General features: G+C 74.1%; 13 protein-coding genes and 1 pseudogene. 6 read left to right on the forward strand and 8 right to left on the reverse strand.

The features are described from left to right. Positions 1–12 precede the first annotated feature (12 nt). Positions 13–960 (forward strand): NAD(P)-dependent oxidoreductase, encoded by a 948-nt coding sequence (locus C9F11_RS04490; protein ID WP_138958020.1) that lies wholly within the window; start codon positions 13–15, stop codon positions 958–960. 119 nt (positions 961–1079) lie between these two features. Continuing rightward, on the forward strand, positions 1080–3023 hold the full coding sequence (locus C9F11_RS04495; RefSeq protein ID WP_138958021.1) for an aminotransferase class I/II-fold pyridoxal phosphate-dependent enzyme: 1944 nt from the start codon (positions 1080–1082) through the stop codon (positions 3021–3023). A gap of 1 nt (position 3024) precedes the next feature. Here the strand turns inward: C9F11_RS04495 and C9F11_RS04500 are convergent, their stop codons facing one another. The 3 genes from C9F11_RS04500 to C9F11_RS04510 form a co-directional block, all read right to left on the reverse strand. Next, positions 3025–3471, reverse strand: a complete 447-nt coding sequence (locus tag C9F11_RS04500; RefSeq protein WP_138958022.1) for a hypothetical protein — start codon at positions 3469–3471, stop codon at positions 3025–3027. 100 nt (positions 3472–3571) lie between these two features. After that, entirely contained in the window at positions 3572–4132 is a 561-nt protein-coding gene (locus C9F11_RS04505) for a GNAT family N-acetyltransferase (RefSeq protein WP_138958023.1), read from the reverse strand. A gap of 31 nt (positions 4133–4163) precedes the next feature. Then, positions 4164–5555 carry a helix-turn-helix domain-containing protein gene (locus tag C9F11_RS04510; protein WP_171075631.1) on the reverse strand — a complete coding sequence of 464 codons (1392 nt, stop codon included), beginning with the start codon at positions 5553–5555 and terminating at the stop codon, positions 4164–4166. Between the two features lie 234 nt (positions 5556–5789). On the opposite strand from C9F11_RS04510, the gene C9F11_RS04515 reads away from it, so the two are divergent. Together C9F11_RS04515 and C9F11_RS04520 are read left to right on the forward strand one after the other, a co-directional pair. Further along, positions 5790–7121, forward strand: coding sequence for a M64 family metallopeptidase (locus C9F11_RS04515; protein ID WP_138958024.1), 1332 nt, complete (start codon positions 5790–5792; stop codon positions 7119–7121). A 294-nt stretch (positions 7122–7415) separates the two neighbouring features. Next, entirely contained in the window at positions 7416–8432 is a 1017-nt protein-coding gene (locus C9F11_RS04520; RefSeq protein WP_346347223.1) for a M20 family metallopeptidase, read from the forward strand. 27 nt (positions 8433–8459) lie between these two features. Here C9F11_RS04520 and secD read toward each other — a convergent pair whose 3' ends face one another. Continuing rightward, complete coding sequence (secD, locus tag C9F11_RS04525) at positions 8460–10820, reverse strand: protein translocase subunit SecD (protein ID WP_138958025.1); 2361 nt, start codon at positions 10818–10820, stop codon at positions 8460–8462. A 73-nt stretch (positions 10821–10893) separates the two neighbouring features. Beyond that, positions 10894–11295, reverse strand: a complete 402-nt coding sequence (locus C9F11_RS04530; RefSeq protein WP_138958026.1) for a hypothetical protein — start codon at positions 11293–11295, stop codon at positions 10894–10896. Positions 11296–11972: 677 nt separating this feature from the next. Between C9F11_RS04530 and C9F11_RS04535 the strand changes: the two are divergent. Further along, positions 11973–12212 (forward strand): annotated as a pseudogene (locus C9F11_RS04535) (helix-turn-helix transcriptional regulator); the annotation flags it as partial. 295 nt (positions 12213–12507) lie between these two features. Here C9F11_RS04535 and C9F11_RS04540 read toward each other — a convergent pair. The 3 genes from C9F11_RS04540 to C9F11_RS04550 all read right to left on the reverse strand — a co-directional run bounded on the left by C9F11_RS04540 (position 12508) and on the right by C9F11_RS04550 (position 15776). Next, positions 12508–14370 (reverse strand): protein-arginine deiminase domain-containing protein, encoded by a 1863-nt coding sequence (locus C9F11_RS04540; protein ID WP_249402138.1) that lies wholly within the window; start codon positions 14368–14370, stop codon positions 12508–12510. Positions 14371–14685: 315 nt separating this feature from the next. Continuing rightward, entirely contained in the window at positions 14686–15114 is a 429-nt protein-coding gene (locus tag C9F11_RS04545; RefSeq protein ID WP_138958027.1) for a pyridoxamine 5'-phosphate oxidase family protein, read from the reverse strand. Between the two features lie 152 nt (positions 15115–15266). After that, positions 15267–15776, reverse strand: coding sequence for a cupin domain-containing protein (locus C9F11_RS04550; RefSeq protein ID WP_138958028.1), 510 nt, complete (start codon positions 15774–15776; stop codon positions 15267–15269). A 233-nt stretch (positions 15777–16009) separates the two neighbouring features. Between C9F11_RS04550 and C9F11_RS04555 the strand changes: the two genes are divergently transcribed. Then, positions 16010–16648, forward strand: coding sequence for a TetR/AcrR family transcriptional regulator (locus tag C9F11_RS04555; protein ID WP_138958029.1), 639 nt, complete (start codon positions 16010–16012; stop codon positions 16646–16648). Positions 16649–17008: the final 360 nt, after the last annotated feature.

A 17008-nucleotide genomic window follows, 5' to 3' on the forward strand; every position in this document is an offset into this window, starting at 1 on the left:
GAGCCGCTGACCATGCGAGGCAAGAAGATCCTCATCACCGGCGGGACCGGGCAGGTCGCCCGGCCCGTCGCCGAGGCGCTCGCCCCCGGCAACGAGGTGTGGTGCCTGGGCCGCTTCGGCGACCGGGCCGCCCGCGCGGCACTGGAGGAGCGGGGCGCCCGCACCTTCACCTGGGACATGGACTCCGGCGGCCTCGACGGCCTGCCGCGCGACTTCACCCACGTCCTGCACTCGGCGGTGCACCGCGGCGAGAGCGGCGACTTCGACGCGGCGGTGCGCGTCAACTCCGTCGGCACCGCGCGCCTGATGACGCACTGCTCGGCCGCGGAGGCGTTCCTGTACGTGTCGTCCGGAGTGGTCTACGACCGGGCGGATCCCACCCACCGCTACCGGGAGGGCGACCCCCTCGGCGTGGGCGCGCCGTGGCTGCCGACGTACCCCGTCGCCAAGCTCGCCACCGAAGGCGTGGTGCGGGGCCTGGCCGAGGCGCTCGCGCTGCCCACGGTCATCGCCCGCCTCAACATCGCCTACGGCCCGTACGGGCACGGCGGCGTACCCATGATCATGTTCCGGGAGATGCTGCGGGGCCTGCCGTGCGCGGTGCCGCGCGAGGGCCAGAACTACTGCAACCCGGTGCACACCGACGACGTCGTGCGCCAGGTCCCGCTCCTGTGGGAGACGGCGCGGACCCGCGCGCGGGTCGTCAACTGGGGCGGCGACGAGGAAGTCGGCATGACCGACCTCCTGGAGTACATGTCCGCGCTCACCGGCGTGCCGGTCACGCTGGACCGCGGCGACCGCAGCCGGGGCACGGCGGTCTTCGACCACACGCTGCGCCGCAGTCTCATCGGCGACTGCGCGGTCGGCTGGAAGGCGGGCATCGCCCGCACCCTGGCCGAGCTGTTCGGGGAGTACCGCGACCGCATCGACGCGTCCGTCGGACCGGGCGCGGCCCGGTGAGGGGAGCCGGGGCGTCCCGGCGGGCGGGGCCGGGACGGGCGGGACGCCGGGATAGGCGGGAGAACCACGTGCCCCATGTGACGAACACGAGCCCCATGTGACGAAGAGGAGTGCCCAGCGTGCGCAGGACCGCAGACATCGACGCGCTTCAGGACGTGCTGTGCGCCGCCCTCGGCTCCCGCGAGCCCGTGTGTTCGCTGGGGCACCTAGCCCAGGACACCGCCGCGTTCGCCACCCTGGACCCGGCGGTCCTGGAGCGCCCCACCCTGGTCAGCGGCGGGGCGCCGTACGCCCCGACCGGTCCGGTGCCCGCGCGCCCCGCGCTCGACGAGCTGCTGGGGCGGGCCGAGGCGCTGGACGTGCCCCAGGTCCTCGTGCCCCGGGTGCGCCGCAGCGACGACACGAGCGTGCTGCGCCGGGCCGGTTTCGTCCCCGTCGCCGTGGACCCCGAGTGCGTCTTCCGTCTCGCCGGGGACGTGGACGAGGCGCTGCGGACCCGCGTCGGCGCCGACCGGCTCGACGAGCTGCGCCGCCGCCACGCCGAGGCGGCCCGCGAGGTCCGCTGGGAGCGGGTGCCGCTGCGGGGGCTCGGCGGGCGTGCCGGGGTGCGCGAGGCCTTCGTGGCGCTGCACGAGGACACCGCCCTGTACACCGCCGACGCCCTCGACGCGCTGGCCCGCGGCCCGTTGGCGGAGCGCACCGAGATGCTCGTGGCCCGCCGCGGGAGCGCCGTCGTGCAGGCCGGTCTCCTGACGAGGTCCCACAACGGCCGGGGCGTGTACTGCCTGGCCCTGGCCACGCTGGACGACGGTCCCGGTGCGGACCTCGACCTCCAGGAGGCGGGCCTGTACGGGGTGTACCTCGACGCCCGGCGGGCCGGCCTCGCCTGGGTGCACCTCGGCGGGGGCGACGCCGGCCGGATGCGCGGTCTCGGGGCCGATCTGTTCGTGCCCGTCGACCACTGGCTGCGGGCCCCCGGCCTCGCCCCCGCCGAGGCGGACGCGGGCGAAGCGGTCCTCTCGGCCTTCGCGGCGCCGCCGGTCGCCGCGGTGCCGGTGCCGGGCCCGGCCCGGTTCCGGCGTCAGCCGCGGTTCGACGTGGTCGACCTGTCGAGCAACACCAATCCGTTCCTGGGGGCCGCGAGCCACTACCCCGAGCTCGACACGGCGGAGCTGGCCCGGACGTATCTGTCGACGGTGGCGCGGCTGCCCGGCCACGCGGGGGTCGGCGCGCTCACCGCGGACCACGTGCTGTTCACGAGCGGGGCGGTCGACGGCGCCCTGCTGCTCCTCTCGGCGCTCGCCTCGCCCGGCGAGCGCGTCTGCGTCACGTCGCCGACGTTCCCGCTCTACGAGCACTTCGCGCGCGTGCTGCGGCTACCGGTCGTCGACGTGCCGCTGCGCGGCGAGGACCTGGACGAGCTGGACGTCGAGGGGATCCTGGCGGCGGAGCCGCGGGTGACCCTCCTGTGCGACCCGAACAACCCGGTCGGGACCAGGCTCGACGCGGCGCGGGTGCACGCCCTGGTGGCGGGCCGCCAAGGGCTCGTGGTGATCGACGAGGCGTACGTCGAGTTCAGCGAGAAGCCCTCGTACGCCGGACTCGTCGCGCGCTACGACAACCTCGTCGTGCTCAGGACGCTGTCGAAGGCGTGGGGGCTCGCCAGCGCGCGCTGCGGCGTCGTCCTGGCCCGGCCGGGCGTCGTCGACGCGCTGCGGCGGGTGCAGGTGCCCTTCGGGTTCACCGACGCCTCGCAGCGGGCGGTGCGGGACCGGCTGACCGACGCGCCGCGCGTGCTCCACAGCGTCCGGCGCGTGCGCGCCGAGCGGGAGTGGATGGCGGCCGCCCTGGCCGGCCATCCCGCGGTGGAGCGCGTCTTCCCCTCGGAGACCAACTTCCTGCTGGTCCGGCTGCACAAGCACGAGCGGGTCATGGACCGGCTGCGCGACGCGGGAATTCTCGTCGCGGACACCGGGCGCGTCATTCCCGATACCTGCCGCATATCCATCGGCGAACGGCACGCGAACCATTCCCTGCTCGCCGCGCTCACCGCCGCTCTCTGAATCAGTGCCGCTGTGCCCCGGTGAGTTCCAGGGGTTCGTTCGGCCCGGCCTTTTCCTCTATCACCAGGAAGGAGAGGACTTCCTCGCCGATATTCCTCATGTCGTGGAGGTGGAACGCGCCTTCGGCGATACGGAAACGCTGGGTGTGGCCGCGTTCGTACGCGATCTCGCGGCTGGACCCGTCGCCCAGGTGCTGCCGGGCCCGGCCGCTGGTCAGGGCTATCCAGACGTAGTCGAGGACGTGGCGGTGGACGGGGATCCGCTCGCCGGGGCCGAGGCGGGTCTCCCAGATCCGTACGGACGCGGTCTCGGCCAGGAGCGAGGAGCCGACGCGGCCGTTGTGGGCGTTCTTCTCGAAGTCCTCGTGCAGCGGCGGACTCCAGCGGTCGAATGCCTCGGCCACCACGGTGCTGACCAGCGGGAGAACGGCGGGAATTCCTTGACCCATGAACCGGATCCTTTCGGTTTCGGGCGTGCGCCGGTGTCCCGGGAACGGGCGGCCGACGATCCGGCCCAGGCTATCCCCGGCGGAATTGCGGCGACAAGGATCAGTCGGGGAACACGTAGAGGACCTGTGGTTCGCCCCAGGCCACGAAGTGGTCGGCGGGGGTGGCGCCCAGGCTGTCCAAAAGGTGGCGGGAGCGGGTGTTGGCGCGCTGGGTGACGGCCACCACGCCGGGGATGGCGGAACGTATCGCCTGCCGGGCCCAGCCGACGACCGCGTGGACCGCCTCGCGGGCGTAGCCCTGGCCCCAGTGCTCGGGCAGGAGCTGGTAAGAGACCTCGGTGCGGCCGTCGTGGCCGTCGGGCTCGGCCACGACCAGGCCGAGCACCGCGCCGTCGTGCCGCTCGACGGCGAACGCCCCGGGCACGCCCACGCAGTGCTGCTCGCGGGCGCGGACGACGTCGGCGCTCACGGGCCCGCCGAGGTGCCGCCGGACCTGTGGGTCCGTCCACAGCCTGACGGCGTGCGGCACGTCCGGCTCCGCGACCGGGCGCAGGGTCAGGCGCTCGGTCGCGAGCGTCGTCGGCCAGTCGAGCACCGGGCGCTCCGGGGCCTTGTCCGGTGCTGTGGGTCGTTCCGCTGTCGTGCCCCCATCGGATGTCATGGGCCCATCGAAGCAGAGGCAAGATCGTGGTTCACAGGGGCGGTGTCGCCGGGGCCGGGCCCAGCGTGGTCGTCCCGGGTGCGGCCCGGTGGCCGAGGCCCGTGCGGTAGGCGTCGAGGGCGGCCTCGACGCGCCCGGTGCGCCGCAGCAGGTCGCCGAGCAGCCGGCACAGGTCGGCCAGGTCACCGGCCGCGCTGGAGCGCTCCAGGAGGGACAGGGCCGCGCAGTAGTGCTCCTCGGCGGACTCGGTGTCGCCGCGCTCCTCCGCGATCAGGCCGAGCAGGCGGTGCGCGCCGCCCGCGTGCACGGCGCCGCGCTCGGCGCCCAGCGGCCCGGTGTCGGCGCCGTCCGCGCCGGAGACGAGCAGCGGTCGCAGCAGGGCCTCCGCCTCGTCCGCCCGGCCGCGCCGCCGCAGCACGTCGGCGAGCTCGACCTCGACCTGCTCGGTGAAGAGCGCGGCCCGTTTGGAGGCGAGCATGTCGCGGGCCGTGCGCAGCTCGCTCTCGGCACGGTCGAGATCGCCGTCCTGGGCGTGGACGTAGCCGCGCATCCAGTGGCAGTGGGCGAGTTCGGTGCGGATGTGCAGCTGGCGGTAGAGCTCCTGCGCCTTGGCGAGGGACGCGTCGGCCTCGGCGGTGCGGCCCTCGGCGATGAGCGTACGGGCGACGCCGCGGTGCATGTGGGCCACGAGCGCGGGGTCGCTGACGCTCGGGGCGAGGGCGAGCGCCAGCTCGGCGGCGTGGGCGGCGCGGGCGTGCGCGCCCATGTCCATGTACGGCGCGATGGACGCCGTGTACAGGAGCAGCAGCGCGTCGGGGTCGTGCAGGCCCGCGGCGTTGAGCTCGTCGAGGGTGGTCTCCAGGAGGTAGCAGGCGTAGCGCAGTTCGCCGGTGAGCAGGTGCGCGGTGGCGCGGCCGCGGATGGCGGGGACGCGGCGCGGCAGCGGCTCGTCGGCGAGGAGGCGCTCCACGGCGGCGAAGCAGTCGCGGGCGTCGGTCAGCTCGCCGGACTCCAGGAGGCAGTCGCCGAGGCCCTGGAGGGCGGCGGCCTGCTCGGAGGGCAGGGCGTGGGCGACGGCTTCCTCGTGCAGGGTGCGGAAGACGGCGGCGGCGTCCTCGGGCGCGCCGGTGGCGAGGGCGCGCCGGGCGTCGGTGAGCCGCAGCCGCAGATCGGTGGCCAGGCGGGCGGGCCGCCCGGTGGCCAGCTCCTCGTAGCCGACGCCGAGGCGGCCCGCGAGGTGTCTGAGGGCCGCTTCGGAGGGCCGTACCTTGCCGGACTCCAGGGTGGAGACGTACGCGGGCGTGTAGGCCGGTTCGGCCAGCTGCCGCTGGGTGAGCCCCCGTTCGGTGCGCAGCCGCAGCACGCGGCGGCCGATCTCGGCCGGGTCGTCGAGCCGCGCCCCCTCGGGGCTGATTTCCGCCACCTCTCCCCCTCCGTGGATCCTCCGTAGGTCCGTGACCTGAGCTAAGTCGATGGGCGCGGGGGTTGGATAGGGGCCGGACGGGTTTGCCCGGTGGCGTGAAGTCACCCTCAACTCATGTGCCTCAAGTGAAACTTCACGTACTCATTGCCTCTTCCCTCGCGGCCCCCTACGTTGAGCGGCGCGTTAATCCTACTTAACTCGCCGCTTAATAAGCGGCCTTGAGGAGGCCCCCACATGGCCAGCGACACATCAGGCATACCGACCCGTACCAGACGAAAGCGTCTCCGGGTCGCCCTCGCGGCGGGCGTCACGCTCGCGGCGACCCTCTCCGCCACGGGCGGGGCGGTCGCCCACCCGGAGCCCTCCGCCGCCGAACCCTCCCGGAGCGTCGAGTACTTCGGCAAGGACGGCCACCCGCGCCACACGGAGGTGCCCGCGCCCGCGCCGCTCACGCGCGAGGAGCGGTCGGAGATCGCGGGCGGCGCCGACGGCGACGTCGTGCCGATCGTGCAGAACGGCCCCGTCGGCACCAAGGCCGACGTCGTCTTCATCGGCGACGGCTACACCGCCGCCCAGCAGGAGGACTTCCACGCCGACGTCCGCACCAAGTGGGCGGAGGTCTCCAAGGTCGAGCCGTACGCCTCGTACAAGAACCTCTTCAACGTGTGGGCGGTGGACGCCCACTCGCGGCAGTCGGGCGTCTCGGGCGACCCGACGAGCAACGTCCGCAAGGACACCGCGCTCGGCTCGTCCTTCTACTGCGACAACATCGAGCGCCTGCTGTGCGTCGACACCAACAAGGTCGAGGCGTACGCCCGCAAGGCCGCGGACCCCGACGTGGTGATCGTGCTCGCGAACTCCACGAAGTACGGCGGCGCGGGCTACAACGACATCACCTCGCCCTCCGGCTACGACGGCATCGCCACCGGCTCCTCCGACAACGCCCAGTCCTCGCAGGTCGTCGTGCACGAGCTCGGCCACTCCCTGGGCAAGCTCGCGGACGAGTACTGGTACGACGAGTACGGCACCTACACGGGCGCCGAGCCGTCCTGGCTGAACAGCAGCAAGCTCACGGCCGCCCAGCTGACCGCGCAGAAGAAGAAGTGGTACCGCTGGATCGGCCAGGCGTCCCCCGACGGCGGCACCGTCGGCGCGTACGAGGGCGGCAACTACTACCCGCGCGGCCTGTACCGGCCCACCGACAACTCGATCATGCGCACGCTGGGGCGGCAGTTCAACCTGCCCGGGCGCGAGGCGATGATCGCGGGCTTCCACCGGCACGCCTCGGTGGCGACCAGCGCGACGCCCACCGGCAGCGAGGTGCGCCGCAAGCAGCGCGTCGCCGTCGAGACGGGCGCGGGCGTCCGCCTGCGGTGGTACGTCGACGGCCGCCCGGCCAAGAAGGGCGACGACGCGCGGGCCGTCACGCCGCGCTCCCTCGGCGTGCCCGCCGACGGCCGCGCCCACACGATCTCCGTGCGCGCCAAGGACACCACGAAGGCGGTCCGTGACCCCGCCCTGCGCAAGCTCCTGACGAGCGAGCTGACCTGGCACGTCACCCGCTGAACCGCGGACCTCGCATGACGGCCCCCCGGGCGGGGCAGCCTTCTGGCCCGCCCGGGGCGGCCCACAGTCGCCCCGCCCCGTTCACCGGAGGTGGCACGCCATGACCGCCGACGACCCGCGGCCCCTGCTGGCACAGGCCCGTGAGCTGCTGCCCGGCCTCGTGACCACGCGGCGCGCCCTGCACCGCGCGCCGGAGCTCGGCCTGCGGCTGCCGCGTACGCAGGCCACGGTCCTGGCCGCCCTGGAGGGCCTGCCCCTGACGGTCACCACGGGGCGCGCTCCCTCAGCTCCGTCGTGGCCACCCTGGAGGGCGCGCACCCGGGCCGGACGGTGCTGCTGCGCGGCGACATGGACGCCCTGCCGCAGCGCGAGGACACCGGCCTGGAGTTCGCCTCCGAAGCGCCGGACGCCATGCACGCCTGCGGGCACGACCTGCACACGGCGATGCTGATCGGCGCCGCCCGGCTGCTCGCCGCGCGCCGGGAGGAACTGCGCGGCCGCGTCGTGTTCATGTTCCAGCCGGGCGAGGAGGGCGACGGCGGCGCCCGGCACATGATCGACGAGGGGGTCCTCGGGACCCGCGGGGAGGGCGGTGTGGACGCGGCCTTCGCCCTGCACGTGTCGACCCGGCTCGACTCCGGCACCGTGCACCTGCGTCCAGGACCCGCGCTCGCCGCCCACGACACGCTGCGCGTGACGGTCCGCGGCCGCGGCGGCCACGCCTCGGCGCCGCACCGGGCCCTGGACCCCGTGCCGGTCGCCTGCGAGATCGTGCAGGCCCTCCAGACGATGGTGACGCGCACGGTCCACGTCTTCGACCCCGCCGTGGTGACCATCGGCAGGATCGAGGCGGGCACCACCACCAACATCATCCCGGAGACCGCCGAACTCCACGGCACCCTCCGTACGCTGACCCCCGCCACGCGGGAGCTGCTGCGGGAGAACGTGGCCCGCGTCGCGCACCACGTGGCGGCCGCGCACGGCGCCACGGCCGAGGTGGAGCTGCCGGAGGGCTATCCGCCCGTCGTCAACGACCCGGACCGGACCGCGGCCGCGCGCGCCGCCGCGACCGCGCTGCTCGGGCCCGACCGGGTCCACGAGCTCGCCGAGCCCGTCATGGGCGCCGAGGACTTCTCGTACGTCCTTCAGCGGGTGCCCGGCGCCATGGCGTTCCTCGGCGCCTGTCCGCCGGGGACGTCGCCCGACGAGGCGCCCGACATCCACTGCAACCGGGTCGTGTTCGACGAGGACGCCATGGCCGTGGGCAGCGCCGTCCACGCGGCCGTCGCCCTGCGCTTCCTGGGCGACTGACCGCGCGGACGGCCCGGGCGGCGGGCCTCAGACCACCGCGCCGTCGCCGCTCCGGCGGCGCCCCGCCTCCAGCGGGCTGCGCGGACGGGGGCCTTCCGAAGGCCGTGCCGGACGCCGGGGCGCCGGGCTCCGCCGCTCCAGGAGGACCGCCGCGGGCACCGCGACGGACACCGTCGAGGCCATGCCGAGCACGACACCGGCGATCAGGGCGAGCGAGAAGTCCGCGAGCGAGTCGCCGCCGAGGACGGCGAGGGCGGCCAGGACGAACAGCGCTCCCATGCCGGTGTTCACGGTGCGCGGCAGGGTGCGGACGACGGCCTTGTTGGCGAGGTCCGCCAGCTCGGCCCGGGGGTCGCGGCGCCGCGCCTCGCGCACCCGGTCGAAGACGACCACCGTGTCGTTGACGGAGTAGCCGATGACCGTGAGGACGGCCGCGAGGAAGACGCTGTCGACGGTCTTGCCCAGCCAGGCGAACAGGCCGACCACCAGGAGCACGTCGTGCACCATCGCGGTGACGGCGGCCGTCGCGAACGTCCACCGGAACCGTACGCTCAGATAGACCAGCTGGGCGGCGACGGCGATGCCGAGCGCCACCAGGGCCTTCTGGCGCAGCTCGGCGCCGAGGCTCGGGCCGATGCGTTCGTCGCGTTCGACGGTCACCTCGCCGCCGGGGCCCGCCAGGGCCTTCTTGATGCGCTCCTGTTCGCCGTCGCTGAGTTCACCGGTGCGGACCGTGATGTCGTCCTCGCCCGACTCCTGCACCACGGCGCGCGGGAAGCCCGCGTCCGCGACGGCCTCGCGGGCGGTGTCGGCGTCCAGACGCTGGCTGGTGCTGTACTCGACGAGGCGGCCGCCCGTGAACTCGACGCCCAGGTCGAGCCCGCGCACCACGATCCCCGCGACCGCCACGGCCACCAGGAGCGCGCCGGCGCCCAGCCAGCGGCCCCCGTGGCGCACCGGGCGGGGGTTGCGCCGGGCGAGCAGGGTGCGGACGCGGCCCGTGGTGGCCAGGCCCGTGAGCCGCGGCCGGGCGCGGACGAAGCGGCGGCGCACGGCCGCGTCGGCGAGCGCCCTCGTGACGACGAAGGACGCGACCATCGACACGAGGACGCCGATCGACAGGGTCACGCCGAAGCCCTTGACCGGGCCGGTGGCGAAGAAGAACAGCAGCCCCGCGGCGAGCAGCGTCGTGACGTTCGAGTCGACGACGGCGCTCCAGGCCTTGGTGAAGCCGGTGTGCAGCGCCTTGGCCATGCTGCGCGGCGCCCCGGCGGTGCGGGACTCCCCGTCGGGACGGAGCGCGCGGGGGCCCAGGTACTCCTCCCGCGCGCGTTCGAAGACGAGGACGTTGGCGTCCACCGCCATGCCGATGGCCAGTACGAACCCGGCGAGGCCGGGCAGCGTGAGGGTGGCCCCCACCGCGAGGAGCGCGGCGTACGACATGAGTCCGTACAGGGCGAGCGCGAGGGTCGCGAGGGCGCCGAGCAGCCGGTAGACGACGATGATGAACAGGCCGGTCAGGACGAGGCCGATGAGCGCGGCCTGGGTGCTCGCGTCGATGGCGGCGGCGCCGAGCGTCGGGCCGACGGTGCGCTGTTCCACCACGTCGACGGGGACCGGCAGGGCGCCGCCCTTGACGAGGGCGGCCAGGTCGCGGGCCTCGCCCTCGTCGAAGCCGCCGGTGATCTGGGTGCTGCCGCCGGTGATGCCGGTCCCGCAGCGTACGTCGGCGTTGACGCCCGGCGCGGAGATGACCTTGCCGTCGAGGACGATGGCGACGCGCCGCTGCGGGGCGTCCCGCGGCGCGCAGGCCGCCTCGCCGGTGACGCGGGCCCAGTCGTCCGCGGCCTTCTTGCGGAAGTCGAGGGTGACGTACCAGCCGTTGAGGGCCTGCTGGTCCAGGACCGCGTCGGCGTCCTTCACGCCGTCGCCGGTCAGCGCGGTCGGGCCGAGCCGCAGGTGGCCGCCGGGCCGGTCGGGGTCGGGCAGGGTGCGGGAGCCGTCGGCGGCGGGCGCGGCCTTGCCGGGCCGGTCGGTCGCACCGGTCACCGGGTGCACGGTCAGCTGCGCGGTGCGGCCGATGACTTCGGCGGCCTCGCGCGGGTCGCGGACGCCGGGCAGTTCGACGACGATCCGCTTGGCGCCCGCCTGGGCGAGGCTCGGCTCGGACACGCCGAGGGCGTCGACGCGCTGGCGCAGGACCTCGACGGCCCTGCGGGTCGCGGCCTCGTCGGCCTTGACGGTGGGTGAGTCCTTGGTCTCCAGGACGATCTGGGTGCCGCCCCGCAGGTCGAGGCCGAGGCGGGGTGACTGGGTGAGGGCGAGGAACAGCGAGGCGGCGACGGCGACCAGGGCGACGATCGCCCGCCACAGGGGTGCGCGGGGCATGGGTGTACTCCACATCCACGATGAGGGCATGACGAAGGGGGACGGCGCGGCGGCCGGGCGCGCGAAGCGCCCGTCAGGCGGCGTCCTGAACGGTGTCGTTGCTCATCGGTGGCGGTGGGCCGCGCGGCCGCGGCCCGGCGTCGGGGTGCTGCCGGGCCGGGGCCGTGCCGCGCGCGGGCGCGGCGGGTCCGCCGACGGGCCGGTGCGGCGCGCGGTCGGCGGCCGTGGTGGCCGGGTACGGCGGGTGCGGAAGGTGCGCGTGGTGCGGGTGCGCGACCGTCGCGTGGACGACGCGCGGGAGGTCCGGGGCGTGGGGGCCCACGCTGTCGCTGTGGGAGCGGTCCGGGGCGGCCAGCGCCGTAGGGACCGCGGGGACGGCCCCCGGGGCGCGCGACGGCACGGCGAACGCCAGGACCGCGACGACCACCGAGAGGACCGAGGCGGCGAGCCGGGCGGACCGGGCGCGGTACTGCACGCGGGCCTCCTGGCCGGGTCGGCGGTCGTCGGGAGCCCGCGGCCGGGGGCGGCCGGGTTCGGGGTGCCAATTCGCTCAACGCGGAGGAGAACGGGGAGGTTCCCGCCCGGGCGGCTCGGGGGCGCGGGGCTCACCGGCCTTGTCCATGTGGGGCGCACGGGCCCGGGCCACGCGAGGCTCGCGACGAACTCCTCGGCGGAGCCCGACCCGCCGTCCAGACCCCGCGCGGCGACGGCTCCGGACAGCCACGGCTCCGGACGGCGACGGCCTCGGCGGTGGAGGACCCCGGGCGGCATCAGGCACTGCGCTACGCCAGCCGCAGACGACCTGAGTCTCCGCACGGCACCAGCGGCGAGCGGCGTCGGCGCCAAGCGTCAGCCCTGCACGTCCGCCCCGCGCGGCGCCAGCCCCGGACGGCCTCGCCCCGCGTCACCTCAGCCCCGCGCGGCACCAGCCCCGCGCGGCGCCAGCGCTGAGCGGCACCAGCGCTGGGCGGGACCAGCCGTGGACGTTCGCCCCGCGCGGCCCCCGCCCCCGCTTCGCCCGAGGCAGAACGTACTTCGCCCATGGCAGAACATCGCCCCCGCGGGCCCCCGCGCTCCTACGCTGAGGCCGTGACCAGCCATGCGACGAACGCCTCGCCCCCTCCGCCGCGGCCGGACCGGGACGCCCGCGTCATTCCCCTGCGCCCGGCCGCGCCCGCCCCCGCCGTCAAGGAGCCCCTGTGGCGTGACGTCGTCGGGACCGTGCTGCGACGCGAACGTCTGGCCCAGGAGCGCACGTTGAAGGACGTGGCGGACGCGGCGCGGATCTCGGTGCCGTATCTCTCGGAGGTCGAGCGGGGTCGCAAGGAGGCCTCGTCGGAGGTCCTCGCGGCGGCGGCGCACGCGCTCGGCCTCGGCCTCGGCGATCTGCTGGGGCTCGCGCACCACGAGCTGACGGCCGCCGCGCGGCGGGCACGCGGCGGACTGCACGGGCCGGGAGCCGCGGGCACCCGGGCGCCGCGGGCCGTGGTGGCGCGCACCACTGTGTCGCAGACCTCCGTGGCGCAGACCTCCGTGTCGCAGGCCAACGTGTCGCAGGTCTCCGTGGCGCGGCTCGGGAGCGGTGGCCCGCACCAGGGCCAACTGCGGCTGGCCGCCTGACGCGCAGGGGCCCGTGGGGGCCCGCGTCCGTCGTCGGGACGCGGGCCCCCACGGGCCCGGAGCAGGGTTACGCCTTGGGCCACCACGGGGCGGTGGTGTCCCGCAGCGTGTTGGTGCCGCAGTGCACCTCGCCCATGCCGATGTGGTACGTGTACCAGTCATCGATGTAGGTCGTGGTGAATCCGGCCTTGGCGTACACGGAGTTCACGGCCTCGGTGAAGATGTCCTTGCCGCCGATGACCGGGCCCCACTGCTGGGGCGCGAGGTAGCGGGTCGGGCTGAGCAGGACGCCGTTGACCGCGCCGGGGATGTAGGCGCTGTTCTGCCAGGCCGCGGCGGCCCGGGTACGGCCCTTGCCGCCCGCGTCGGCGCGGTTGTCGTCGCCGCGCAGCTGGTTGAACTTGCGCAGCGAGTCCGGGCCGAGGCGGCGCAGCTTGCGGCTGTTGCTCAGGCCGCTGCCTCCCTGGCCGTCGCGCACGTACAGGCCCGGCACGCGCACGATCTCGGCGTCGGTGACACCGGTCTCGCGCTTGAGGGTCGCCAGGTTGGCCTCGATGCGCTCGGCGGCCAGCTTGTTGTCCGCCTTGAACTTGGCGGAGCCGAGGACCTTGTCGATGGTCTCCTTGGGCGCCGGGACGTCCGAGCCGCGCGGCACCGAGAACATCTTCTTCGCGCCGTGGCCCTCGCGCTGGGCCTTGCGCAGGAGTTCCACACCGGCCTTCGGGTCGGCCACGCCGATGCGCCAGCCGCGCTCGGTGTCGGCGGGCAGGAACTGGACGAACTCGTCCACGTGCCCGACCGACAGCCAGGACGTGTCGAGCAGCAGCGGGTCCTGGGCACCCTGCGACTTCAGGAAGGTCCGCATGGACTTGGCGGGCTTGGAGCCGTTGTCCTTGCGGTAGCCCTGGATGATGCGCCCGGCGGGGTAGTCCTTGTTCCCCAGCTTGTACGGCGGAATGGTCTCCAGGTTGCCCATGGAGTTGAGCGTCCACTCCTCGTTGGCGCCGGCCTTGGCGACCTGCACCACGCCGACGTCGGGGCCGCGCAGCTTCTCGAACAGCTCGCGGCCCGCCGGACGGTCGAGCTGCGCGGAGCGGATCAGCACGCGCATCGTGCGCGGCTTGCCGTCCGGGCCCGGCATGCTGGCGTAGCCGGGCTCCACGAAGTCCTGCGCCCAGATGTCGCCGTACTTGGTGAAGGTGGTCAGCGGCTTGCTGATCCCGGCGTCCTTGACCTGCTTCGCCAGGTCCTTGACGAACTTCTGCTGGGCCTTGCTGTACGCGTCGCGGCCCGGCACCTTGGTCACCAGGACTTCCTGGGCCTTCTGCAGGTGGTGCTGGGTGAGCACCGGCGCGGTGCGCAGCACGACGTCGTCGGAGCGGGCCGGGCCGTCGCCGCCGCCGACGGTGAACCGGACGGTGATGTCGCCGTTCCACTGCGCGGCGTCCCGCACCACGTCGGTCGCCTCGATGCCCAGCTCGACGCCGGAGCGCAGCTCCTTGACGGTGAGCTTGTCGGTGGGCTTCAGCAGGGACCAGCGGCCGTCGCGGTGGACGAACAGACGGGCCTTCTTGGCGCCCGCGCCCACCACCTTCACGGTGCCGTGGCTGCCCGCGGCGGCGTCGGGCAGCGGCACGGTCCGCAGCCGGGCCAGGTCGAGGGCGTCCTTGGCGCCGTTGACCTTGGTGTCGGACGCGTCGTTGCACCGGGCGAGCTTGGCGCTCGACAGCGGCCGTCCGTTGCTGTCCTTGACGGGGCAGCGCTTGGCGTCGTCGTCGATGTTCGGCAGGACGATCGCGCCGCGCTCCCGCGTCCAGGTGTTCTCGCCGCGGCTGTCGCTGTCGCCCTCGACGTCGACGCGCCCGTCGCGGTTGACGTCCGCGCGCAGGTCGGGCTTGTTCGCCGGGGCCGGGGTCGCGGCGTCGGCCATGGCCGTGGCCCCCGTCGCCACGAGGACCCCGGCCGCGCCGGCCGCCAGGGCCATCTTTCTCCAGCTGTGCGTGTGCACAGTTCCCCTCTCCTTGTCAGGGCCCTCTGGTCGGTGGGTCGGTCGGCGAGGGCCGCTGCTGGAGAAGAGGCCGCGCGGGGGCCGCGGGTTGCCCGGAACCGGAGGACATCGGGGGTCACACGTGCACTTACTTCCGCTGACAGCCGGACCAACAGGCCGATATCAGGCACCGGGAATCCCCGGGTGGCCGTCGGGCGTCCCCGACAGCGGCCCACCGGACATTCCCCACGGCGGCCGTCAGATGGACCCGAGGTCCGAGGAGATCCACCGCTGCGGGCGCAGCCGGACGACGATCTGCTCGCCGTGCCCCTTCCAGGCCTCCTCCACATAGCCGTCGACCTTGTCGGCCGGGAGGTAGCGGGCGGAGATCTCGTGCAGCTGCTCGCGGGTCGCGGGCTCCGTCGCCACGACCGGGCCCTCCACCGACACGTACCGGACGGACGGCTCCACGCGCTCGACCATGAGCGTGAACCGCCCCGCCGCGGCGATCAGTTGCGCCTTGCGCGACTCCTTGCCCGTCATGATCCAGATCTCGCCGCCGGGCTCGTACTGGTACCAGATCGGGACGGTGACCGGCGCCCGCCCCTCCTCTCCCGCGTCCACGGACAGCGCCGCGATGTGCGCCTGCGCCAGGAACTCCTCGCGCTCCTCGGGTGTGAGGGCCATCTGCGTCTCCTTCGTACGTACGTCAGGACCGTGCGGTCGGCACCCCGGACGGCGGGGCCGCGGGGCGTGCCGCGACATCCCTACCCCGCCGAAAGCCCGTTTGATTCCCCCTCGGCCGGTCTTCGCGCGGACGGAGCGGCGGGGCGCGGCCGTCAGCGCTTGGGCGGGGTGAGGCCGTAGCGCCGTACGACGTCGTCGAACCAGTCGGGGTGGCCGTAGGTCAGCCCGTACTTCTCGGCGAGTTCGTCGAAGGCGCCGCGGTCGCTCGTGCTGGCGGCCACGAGGTCGGCGATTTCCTGGAAGTAGCGCTCGAAGCCGCCCGGGGTGATGATCTCGATGATGCGGCCGGGGGTGTCGCCGGCGTTCCACATGGCGTGCATCTGGCCACGGGGTTTGATGATGTAGCCGCCCGGGCCGATCACGGTCTCGGCGTCGTCGGAGCGGAAGCCGATCTCGCCCTCCAGGACGATGGAGTACTCGTCCTCCCTGGTGTGCAGGTGGGGCGGGGTGATCACGCCCACGCCGAAGGGGTGCTCGACGATGGACAGCGGGCCCCCGGAGGCCGCGCTGCTCAGCTTGAAGTCGGCGCCGAAGCCGGGGATGGGCGCGTGGTGGCCCTCCCCCGGCTGTACGACCGTGAGGCGCGGGACGCTGGTGCTCATGGGGGCGTTCCTCCCTGACCGGGTGCGGGGTGCGCCCCGGGGCCCAAGGCGCCGCGCAGGGGCGGACGTTGGACCGACGGCTTCCGGACTTGCGGGCTCCGGGCCGCCGTGGCGCGCTGCCTGACGCGGGCCACCCTGCCCTACAGGTTTCGTTACAGTCAATGATTGAAACTCCACCACGGGGTGCGCGAGGGGGCTCCGGTTAGGGTGATCCCGGACAGGAGGAGCACGTCATGAGCAGCAAGGACGCGGGGGCGCCCGCGCCGCGCCCCGGCGGCAGGCCCCGGGATCCGGCGATCGAGGAGGCGATCCTCAAGGCCACCCGGGCGCGGCTCGCCACCGACGGCTACGCGCGCCTGACGATCGGCGACGTCGTCGCCGACGCCGGGGTCACGCGCCCGACCCTGTACCGGCGCTGGGCGAACAAGCGCGAACTCGTCGTGGACGCCCTCGACTACGGCCTGCGCAAGCAGCGCGAGGCCTATCCGCCCATGGACCTGGAGCGGATGACTCCGCTGGAGGCGTTCACCGAGGCCGTACGGCGCCTCGACCCGCGCTACCACAACGAGCGGGCCATGGCCCTGCACGGCAACTTCATGGGCGAGGCCGAGCGCGAGCCGGAGCTGTTCACACAGCTGCGCGAGCACGGGAACGAGCCGCGCTGCGCGGAGCTGACGCGCACCCTGCGCCACCTCCAGGACGTGGGCGCCGTGCGCGCGGACGCCGATCTCGACGCCGTGGTGACCCTCTGCTTCGGCAGCTACTTCGGCGACTACCTGCGCGCGGGGCGGAGCACCCCGGCCGACCTCGCCGACCGGGTCGTCGCCGTGCTGTGGCCCACCCTGCGGGCGCACGAGCGGCCCGAGGCGTAGCCGAAGGCGCCAAACCTCCCGCTGGCAAAGGGAAATCCGGCCAATGATGCGGCTGAGGTGCCGTTGTCATGTCGACGGGACTTCCGCCACTCTGGACGCCACATCGCAGAGGTCACCTGGAATACCGGCCGAGTGCGGTGCCTCACGCAGCACAGCGGTCACAGCGATTGCACTGCCTCTTCTTCGTCTCCCCGAGCGTGCGCCAGGGCCTTGCGGGGTGCCTCTCCGGAATCGACCGAGAACCGCCGGGGTAAGCAAAACCATTGCCGGTATAGGTGAGTTGCCGCTCCTTCACTCCTGGAGCTGGTGGAAATCACGGCACGTTGCAGGAATTCGCGCATCAGCAGCGGGGCGGATCGG

The organism is Streptomyces sp. YIM 121038, assembly GCF_006088715.1.
Classification (GTDB): Bacteria; Actinomycetota; Actinomycetes; order Streptomycetales; family Streptomycetaceae; genus Streptomyces.